This is a genomic window from Pseudomonas helleri (assembly GCF_009600315.1).
In the GTDB taxonomy this organism is placed as follows: Bacteria; Pseudomonadota; Gammaproteobacteria; order Pseudomonadales; family Pseudomonadaceae; genus Aquipseudomonas; species Aquipseudomonas helleri_A.
Window position 1 is genome coordinate 1 of the sequence record NZ_WIWC01000070.1, and the last position, 8,391, is coordinate 8,391.

General features: G+C 60.5%; 3 protein-coding genes and 1 pseudogene. 1 reads left to right on the top strand and 3 read right to left on the bottom strand.

Annotated elements, in window-relative coordinates:
* Positions 1-186 (bottom strand): annotated as a pseudogene (locus GHN86_RS22605) (hypothetical protein); the annotation flags it as partial.
* Between the two features lie 283 nt (positions 187-469).
* Positions 470-2,806 (bottom strand): peptidoglycan glycosyltransferase PbpC, encoded by a 2,337-nt coding sequence (gene pbpC, locus GHN86_RS22610; protein ID WP_397463011.1) that lies wholly within the window; start codon positions 2,804-2,806, stop codon positions 470-472.
* Between the two features lie 92 nt (positions 2,807-2,898).
* On the opposite strand from pbpC, the gene GHN86_RS22615 reads away from it, so the two are divergent.
* Positions 2,899-3,192: a hypothetical protein gene (locus tag GHN86_RS22615; protein ID WP_122784985.1), complete on the top strand. Its 294-nt coding sequence runs from the start codon at positions 2,899-2,901 to the stop codon at positions 3,190-3,192.
* 163 nt (positions 3,193-3,355) lie between these two features.
* On the opposite strand, the gene GHN86_RS22620 is transcribed toward GHN86_RS22615, so the two are convergent.
* On the bottom strand, positions 3,356-8,233 hold the full coding sequence (locus GHN86_RS22620) for an alpha-2-macroglobulin family protein (RefSeq protein WP_153387356.1): 4,878 nt from the start codon (positions 8,231-8,233) through the stop codon (positions 3,356-3,358).
* Positions 8,234-8,391 lie beyond the last annotated feature (158 nt).

Below are 8,391 nucleotides of genomic sequence, written 5' to 3' on the forward strand. Positions count from 1 at the left end.
ACCGGTGCCATCACCACCGCCAGCGCCCGCGTCTGTGCCACCCGTACCACCGTCTGTGCCGGCCTCAGGGGTGCTTTCAGAAACATGGCTTTTGGAACCGCCACCGCCACTGCTACAGCCAGCAAGGCTCACCGTCATGACCAGCAAGAGCGCGGTACTTGTTTTTAACCACAGTTGAGCATTCATGATTATTGTCCTGGCACACGAAACGCCTAAGTTCGAAAGTTCTCGGTTCTAACGCCAGAGATACATTTCATTCGTGCACCCATAACAAACCCGCTCGCGATTACAGACAATCTACAACTTGGTATTAACGCCTTATATAAGGCAAATAAGCTCACGCTTAATAACTAATACCTTGGCATTATGAGCCATTAAAAAAGCCTGTATTTTCAACAACGCATTGTTTCAACCCCACAAACACGCACATACGCTACGCCTTAGGTTATAACCACAATTGACGGTTTGTTTACTCTTCCACGCTGAACTCAACCCGTGCCGTTTGCCCACTTTCATCCAGCACACTGAGTTCGTAACGGCCCGCCTGTTCCAGTGAAGTCGTCAGCGTTTGCTCAAAGCCAGTGTCGCCCAGCGGCCTGCCATTGAGGAACCACCAGCGGCGGCCATCACCACCCAACGCTGACAGGGCAAGCCGCACCGACGCCTGAGCAGCCGCAGGCCGACGCAAGCGATCCCCCTCGCGCACGCCGACAATCGATAATTGGGCGACTGCGCTCAACGCCGGTGGCGGGCAGTGCGCCGAGGCCATTGGCAACCTCGCCTCGCGCCGCTCAACACGGGGCAGCCAAGGTTCAAGCGGCGCAGGCCACAGGGCGACGACCCGTGGCGTGGCTCCGGGACAATGCGGGCTAACCCGAAGCCCCTGCGGGTCTACCCAGATGGTTTCGCGCAAACCCGACCCCAAAGGCTGGTCGGCCGCCAGCAAGGTCGGCGGTGTGGTGTGGTCCAAAGTCCAGGCAAAACGCTGACGCCGACAATTCACATCGGTGCGATTGAGCGGTTGACCCAACGGCCAGCAGATCGCCGCGACTCCCACGGTAACGGGTACGGGTGCCACGGGACTGACTATGCCGCGCTGACTGTCGCGATTGCTCAGCACATCGTGGACTTGCAACATCAGCGGCGCAGCCGACGCCAGACCAAACTGACCCGGCACGGGGGTGCCATCTGGCCGACCGATCCACACGCCGATCAAGTAGCGCGGCCCGACACCAATCGCCAGCGCATCACGAAAGCCATAGCTGGTGCCGGTCTTCCAGGCCAGTGCCGGACGCTGAGCCAGTTCGGCCGTTGGATCGCGGTCGGGGCGAGCCTGGCCACTGAGAATGCGCCGGATAATCCACGCCGCACCCGGCGACAGCAGGCGCCGCTCGCGCAGTTCGTCTTGGGGCTGTAAACGCAGGGCGGCACTTTTACCTCCCCGCGCCAACGCACTGTAACCGCTGACCAGATCTTCCAGTCGGCTGCCCGCCCCTCCCAAAATCAAGGCCAGATTAGGCTCGGCCAACGCCGGCAGGCTGAGCGGCACACCGCCATTGCGCAGTTCAGCGGCAAACCGCTTGGGCCCGTACGCTTCGAGCAATTGCACCGCAGGCAAGTTGAGCGACAGTGCCAGCGCCGAACTGGCGGACACCGGCCCCGTGAAACCCATGGAAAAATTGCCCGGCCGGTAATCGCCATAGCGGCGCGGCACGTCCTGCAACAGCGATTCGGAGTGAATCAGCCCGGCGTCCATGGCCAGCCCGTATAAAAACGGCTTCAGCGTAGAGCCGGGCGAGCGCAGGGCATGGATCATGTCGACATGGCCAAAACGCCGCGCATCATTGATATCCACCGACCCTAAATAAGCCCGCACAGCCATGGTCTCGGTTTCCACCACCACAATGGCTGCCGAGGTGTGATCGGGTAAACGGGCGCGCCAGCCCAGCAACAAGTCTTCAAGACGACGCTGCAAGCCTGCGTCGAGGGTGGTGCGAATCAAAGGCGGGCTATGAGGACGGTTTAATCGGCGCGCCAGTAACGGCGCAAGGCTGGGTTCCAGACGCGGCGCCAGCAACAGCGGCTCTTGCAGCGCCTCGCTCACCGCGTGCTGCGGCCATACCTGATACTCGACAAGGCGGCGCAGCACTTTGTCCCGCGCCACTTGCGCACGCGCCGGGTGCCTGTCGGGCCGCAGACGACTCGGGGCTTGCGGCAACACGGCCAATAATGCAGCTTCAGAACGAGTGAGGTGCAGCGGTGACTTGCCCAGATACGCCCAACTGGCAGCGGCGACGCCTTGCAGCGTGCCGCCAAAGGGTGCGCGATTGAGGTACAGCGTGAGGATTTGATCTTTGTTTAAATGCCATTCCAGCTGTGCCGTGCGCCACAACTGACGCAATTTGCCGGTCAGCGTGCGCTCATGCGGATCGAGCAAGCGCGCAACTTGCATAGACAGCGTGCTGCCGCCAGACAACACCCGCCCCCCGGTCAGGTTCTGCCAGGCGGCACGCCCCAGCGCCAACGGGTTGACCCCGCGATGTTGATAAAACCAGCGGTCTTCATAGGTCAGCAAAGCTTCCAGGTAATACGGCGACACCTCATTGAGGTGCACGGGATAGCGCCACACGCCTTGGGCATCCGCAAAACGCCATAACGGTGTGCCATCTTCAGCCAGTACCACACGAGCCATATCATCCTGCGGCAGGGGCAAGGGCCAAAGGCGATCCGCCAGCCACAGCAGCACGCACACCAACAGCAGACTGCCTGCGCCCCACAAGACGATGTTTTTAAGACGAGAACTCACTCACACTCACTCGCAACGCAACTTTAAGCCATGACTGGTTGCCCAATGGCCATCTCTGGCACAGTGGCCATCTTATTGAACGGAATATATCCATGTACGTAGAAAGCTTCGCTGGAAACCTTGGCCTCTGGCTGGGCCAGATTGTGCACTTTATCGTTGAATCCTTAAGTGGCCTGTTCACCGCCATTACTCAGGCGGGCGGCAACTTCATTGACGGCATGGCCCGTGCGCTGGGCATGGACACCTCAATTGTCAGCATCGCGGTGCTGGTGATCGGCTTGTTGTTTTTATACAACGCCGTACGCGCCTTTATGCGCGCCTCGATCATCGGTGGCGTGATCTGGCTGTTGCTGGGCTTGTGGATCTTGAGCTGGGTGATCAGCTAATCCAAACACTCTTAACGTAGCAGTTGCCGCAGGCGACGTCCGGCGGCGTAGCCGTCGTAAACCCGGTGATTGCGGTCTTTGCGTAAAACCGCATTGTCTGATTTTACGACGGCTTCGCCATCGGACGTCGCCTTCGGCAACTGCTACGGGACGGGCAGCTCTATCACCGGCCCTTTATCACCATTTCCCCCGGCGTTTCGCCCACGGCTTGCCAATTGGGCCGGTACATGGATTCCACCTGCGGCGGCGGTACGCGGTAAGTCCCCGGCGTGACAGCTCGGGCCAGATACAGCAGGTGCGCTGTGCCGTTGCCCTCCAGTTTCAACGCGGCCACATAACGATCATCCCGGTATTCCTGATGTTCCACATTGGCGTTTTGCATGGCCTCGCGCCATTGCTTGACCTCAGTGCTGGCATTCTCAAGGCTGGCCGCACTTTGGCCCAGGTTCTGGTTTTCCAGCTCAAGACCTGCGGGCAGCAAATCCACCACCAAGGCATCCGGCACCGGCTGTTTGGCCGTGACCGCGACATGAACCAGTACCAGATCACCACTTTTCAGCGAGGTGAGATCCAGCGGCTCGCCATTCATGCCCAGATAATCACGGCGGATGCTCATGTTTTCACCCCCCGCCACCGGAGCCTGCTGTGGATAACCCGAAATCGTCAGCTGCTGGTACACCGTGTCGCTCCCTTGGTTACGCACGCTTAGCGGTGTGTTCAACAGCACCCCGTCGAGTTTAATACCCGACTGGCGATTGTTCAGCTCGCGGGTTTGTCCGCCACTGGTGAGTTGAGCGGACCAGTCAACCTCGGGCTTGCCCAACAGATCACGCCCGGCCAGAAACAGCGAGTTGCGCTCCTGGGTGGACAGCCAAGGACTCGCCGCCAGTTGGTCCGACAAATCAAACAGACGCTGCTCACGCTGGCCAGTCATCAAGTCGTTCTCTTCCAGCAACGCCAGAATCAACGCCTGATCGCGCAGCGGGCTGCCGTAATCGCCCAACCATTGATCGCCTTTACGGGTCACGGCCAAGCCCGCCACCAATGCCTGATCGGCGCGCGGTTGGTCGCCCATCTTCTGCAAGGCAATCGACAGTTGCACCAGCGGCAGACCGGACGCGGCATCGCTGCGTCGCTCAAACAGACTGCGCAATGCGCCCAACGGCGCCTGCTGGCTGCGCGCCAATACCAATGCGGCATAGGCTTGAACCGCAAAACGGGTGTGGTCGAGGTTGTCGCTGTAATCCGCCTCAATCAGATTGCGTTCCTGCACATAGCGCATCAGGCGTTGGCTGGCCTGTTGCAACGCCTGACGTGGCACTGCAAAGCCTTGATCGCGGGCGCGCAACAGGAAGTCCGTGATGTAGGCCGTCAGCCAGTACTCTTCCTGACCGTCCGCGCCCCACAGGCCAAAGCTGCCGTTATAGCGCTGCATCCCCAAAAGCCGCTCGATGCCCAATTCGATTTTGCGTGTGCGCTCGGCGTCCGGTTCACCTTCAAGCCCCAGCCGTTCGAGCAATGCCGCATCGGCATACAACGCCGGGTACAGGCCACTGGTGGTTTGTTCGGAGCAGCCATACGGATAGGCTTTGAGCGCCCGTATTTGCTCACCCAGGTTCAACGGCGGGCGGCTCGACAGGCTCAACAAGGCTTCTCGTCCCTCTGGCTCAAAGGCTTGCAACTCGCCCTCCGGCAAACTCCACGGCTGATCCTTGAGCACGGCGCGGTAGTGCTTGAGCAGGGCCGGATACGCCGGCCGCACGCCCAATGTCCACTCGCGACTAAAGGGCGCCAGGGTTTCACCCGGCAGGTTGAGGCCGTTGACCGTCACCTTGACCACTCCGTTGCCATAACCGCCTTGGGCCTTGACCGGGATCTGCAAGGTGCTGCGCTGGCCGGGGCTGAGGGTGACGGTCTGCTGGGCATCGCCGAGCAGACTGAGCTGACCCTCGGCATTCAGTTGCACCGCCAGCGTTTGCGGGGTGTCGGTCAGGTTGGACAGGTCCAGCGCCAGACGGGTCTGGTCCCCCCCCGCCAAAAAGCGCGGTGCCGCCAGCTCCGCCACCAAGGGCGCGGCCACCACGGTTTTGGCCTGCGCCATGCCGTAACGGTCGTCCGTCCAGGCTTGAGCCATCAAGCGCAACTCGCCGTTGAAGTCGGGGATATTCACGCTGACCTCGCCTTCGCCCTGCTCATTGAGGGTGACGGGCGCGCTCTGCAACGCCACGATGTTCACGCTGGTGGCAGGCCGCTTGCCGCCTTTGGCCAGCGCCGCATCGCCGCCGAAGGCCAGGCTGGCCAAACGGCCCTGCCCGGCTTCGATCAATTGCCCATAGATATCCAACTGATCCGCGCCATACGCCTTGCGCCCAAACAGGCTGGCGTACGGATCGGGGGTCGGATAGTCAGTGATATTGAGCACCCCGGCATCGACGGCTGCGAGTAAAACGTGAGCGGTTGCTGGCACGCTGCCGTCTGCATTTTTGACCTGGAACTTGACCGTCAACGGCTGCTTGGGACGCATTTTTTCGGGAGCATCTAGGGTCAATGCCAACTTGCGCTGACTGCGATCGAGCGGCAAATGCAACACCCCGACCGCCCGCTTGGGGGTGATATTGGTTTTGCGTTCGCCGGGGCGAATCACCAGCGCGCTGACGTACAAATCGTGGCGCGCCCAGCTCGGGTCGAGTTTCACGTCAAAGGTTTTGCCCTCGGCGGGCACCTCGATTTCTTCCCACCACAGCGGGCCATCGCTGCCTTCAACCAACAGATAGCCTTTACCCGGAGCTGGCGGCGTGACCGTGACGCGGGCTGTTTCACCTTCGGAGTAAGCCGCTTTATCCAGTGCCAGCTTGACCTGATCCGGCCGTACGGCGCCGCCTTCAGCGTTGTCTTGCGCACGATAGCCGGCCCAGAACCGCAGGCTGCTGATCAGACCGGTGCTCGGGTCCTCAACCTCAACACGGTACGGGCCCCACTCCACCGGGAAGCTGACCTTGGCGGTTTCGCCACCTTTAAGGTTGACGGTTTCTTCGTTCAGATTGAGAAACTTCTCGTTGTAGTGATAGCTCCAGCCATCGCTGTCGGAGTAGTTCCAGTAATAATCACGGCGCTCGCGCACCAGTCGAACCTTGAGGTTTTCAGCCGCCAGCTTGTGACCATCCTTGTCAGCCACCAGTAGCTCAAACTCAACCGGGCCATCGCCGTCGGTTTCAGCGCCTTCAAACAAGCCGCGAACACCGGGCAAACGCTCGGCGGGCCACACGGGTTGCACCAGTCGCCGGGTGATCGGACGTCCGCCCGACTCTTGCAGGCTGGCCTGAACAATCAGTTGCAGCGGTGACTTGGCCTGGCTCCACTGGCTTTGCAGGTGAAGGGTTTGTTTACCCTCGGCATCGAGAACACTTTCGTCCAATTCCAGATCCTGAGTCAGCTCGCTCTCGGTCACCGAGCCAAACTGATAGCCCGGCAAACTGCTGACTGCTTCACGCAACGGGCGCACATAGACTTGCCCACTGAGGCGATTACCCGCGGCCGGTGCGCCGTATAGATAACGGCCTGTCACTTCAATATCAGCGGTTTGATCGGGGCTCAGCGGCGTATCGCGCCCCTTTAGCTCAAGCGCCATGCGCTCAGGCAAAAAGTCTTCAACCAAAAACTCATAGAGCTGCGGCTTGCCGTCGCCCAGATCGAAGACCAGTTGCCAGCGGCCCGTTGGCGCCTCGCCCGCCAGTTGCAACGGGTATTGATAGAAACCCGAGGCATCCGGCGACCAGACAAATTTGCGACTGACTTGCTCGTCCGGGCGGCGCACTTCAACACTGACCGGTTGCGGCGTCACAGGCTTGCCATCGCGGTCGCGTAACAAGGCATTGAGCAACACGGTTTCGCCGGGGCGATAGAGATCGCGCGGGCCGAACACAAAAAACTGCAACGAGTGCGCGGTCGGGCCGCCAATGTCGAATTCGGCCAGATCCAGCGCCGCGGTGTTCAGGCGCAACAGGCTGGTCTGGTCGCCCTGGCGGGCCAGCAATACTTCAGCCTTGGGTGCCAGCGCGAGTTCTGCGTGGCCCGCTTTATCAGTTTTGCCCTGCGCCAGTCGCTTGCCTTTGCCGTCGAGCAATTCCAGCTCGACATCGGCCAACGCCTTGCCGCCTTCCAGCGCCTGAGTGAACACGTCCAGGCGTTTCTGATAACGGTGTACGGACAGGCCAATATCGCTGAGGGTGAATAGCGTGGCGGGTGTCGAATAGTTGTAACTGCCTGAGGGTTTCATCACCGCCAGATAGACGCCGGGTTGCTGCAACGCTTTGATCCCCGAGGTGGGCAGGATCAGGGTTTCGCGCGTGTTACGTGCCGGGTTCAAGTCAAAGCGGCCGCCGTAAACCAACTCTGCCATGCTCAGCAGGTCCTTGGCTTCGTAGCTTTGCAGGCTGCTGTTGCGCCCCCATTGGGTCAGAAAGGTCGGAAGTGACTCGGGTTTAACGCGAAAGAAATCAACATCGACCTTATCGACATTGAGCGCGATGACCGGCAAGCCTTCTGCCAGCCGAGTGGGCAGCACACTGCCTCGACTGGCGAACCCTACGGTGGGTTGCAGATCACGGGTTTCGAGGCGGGCGGTGAACTCAGCAGCCAATGTGGCGCCGTTTACCGCACGCACACCGGAATCAACGGTCAGGATCAACGTGCGCTGTGGTTCGAGATGGCGCAGGCGCAGCTCCATCAGGTTATCGGAGAGCTCCCAGGCACCGTCGACCTTGCCGGTCTTGGCGTCCACCAGGTGCAATTTATCGGTAAAGTTTTGCTGCGGGTCCAGCGGCACCGAGAAGCTGACTGACAGCGTACTGGCACCGTCCAGCTGTACCTCCGAGACGTCCACCACACTTAACTCGCGCCCGGCATAGCGCTCGGCCAGCAGCTTGACGTCAGCAACTGGCCGGGCTTGGGCCGATGGTGTCTCGGACTTGCCCGAAGATGAAGAGTCGCAAGCGCTCAGCAGCGCCAGCGCGCAAGCCAGAAACAATCCTTTATTAAGCATGGGGTACTCATTGACGGGGCCGTTGAGGGGTCGACTATATATCAGCCTGTGGTGAACGGCAGCCCCTCACCCCAACCCTCCCCCTGTATGGACCGGGGACATCGCGAACACTTTGTTCGGAGACATAGCGAACAGTTAGCGAAGCGATTTCCCTGATA

Bases quoted from the DNA above. Each gene is read 5' to 3' on its own strand.
- GHN86_RS22615 (WP_122784985.1), top strand. From the start codon at position 2,899: ATGTACGTAGAAAGCTTCGCTGGAAACCTTGGCCTCTGGCTGGGCCAG.
- GHN86_RS22620 (WP_153387356.1), bottom strand. From the start codon at position 8,233: ATGCTTAATAAAGGATTGTTTCTGGCTTGCGCGCTGGCGCTGCTGAGC.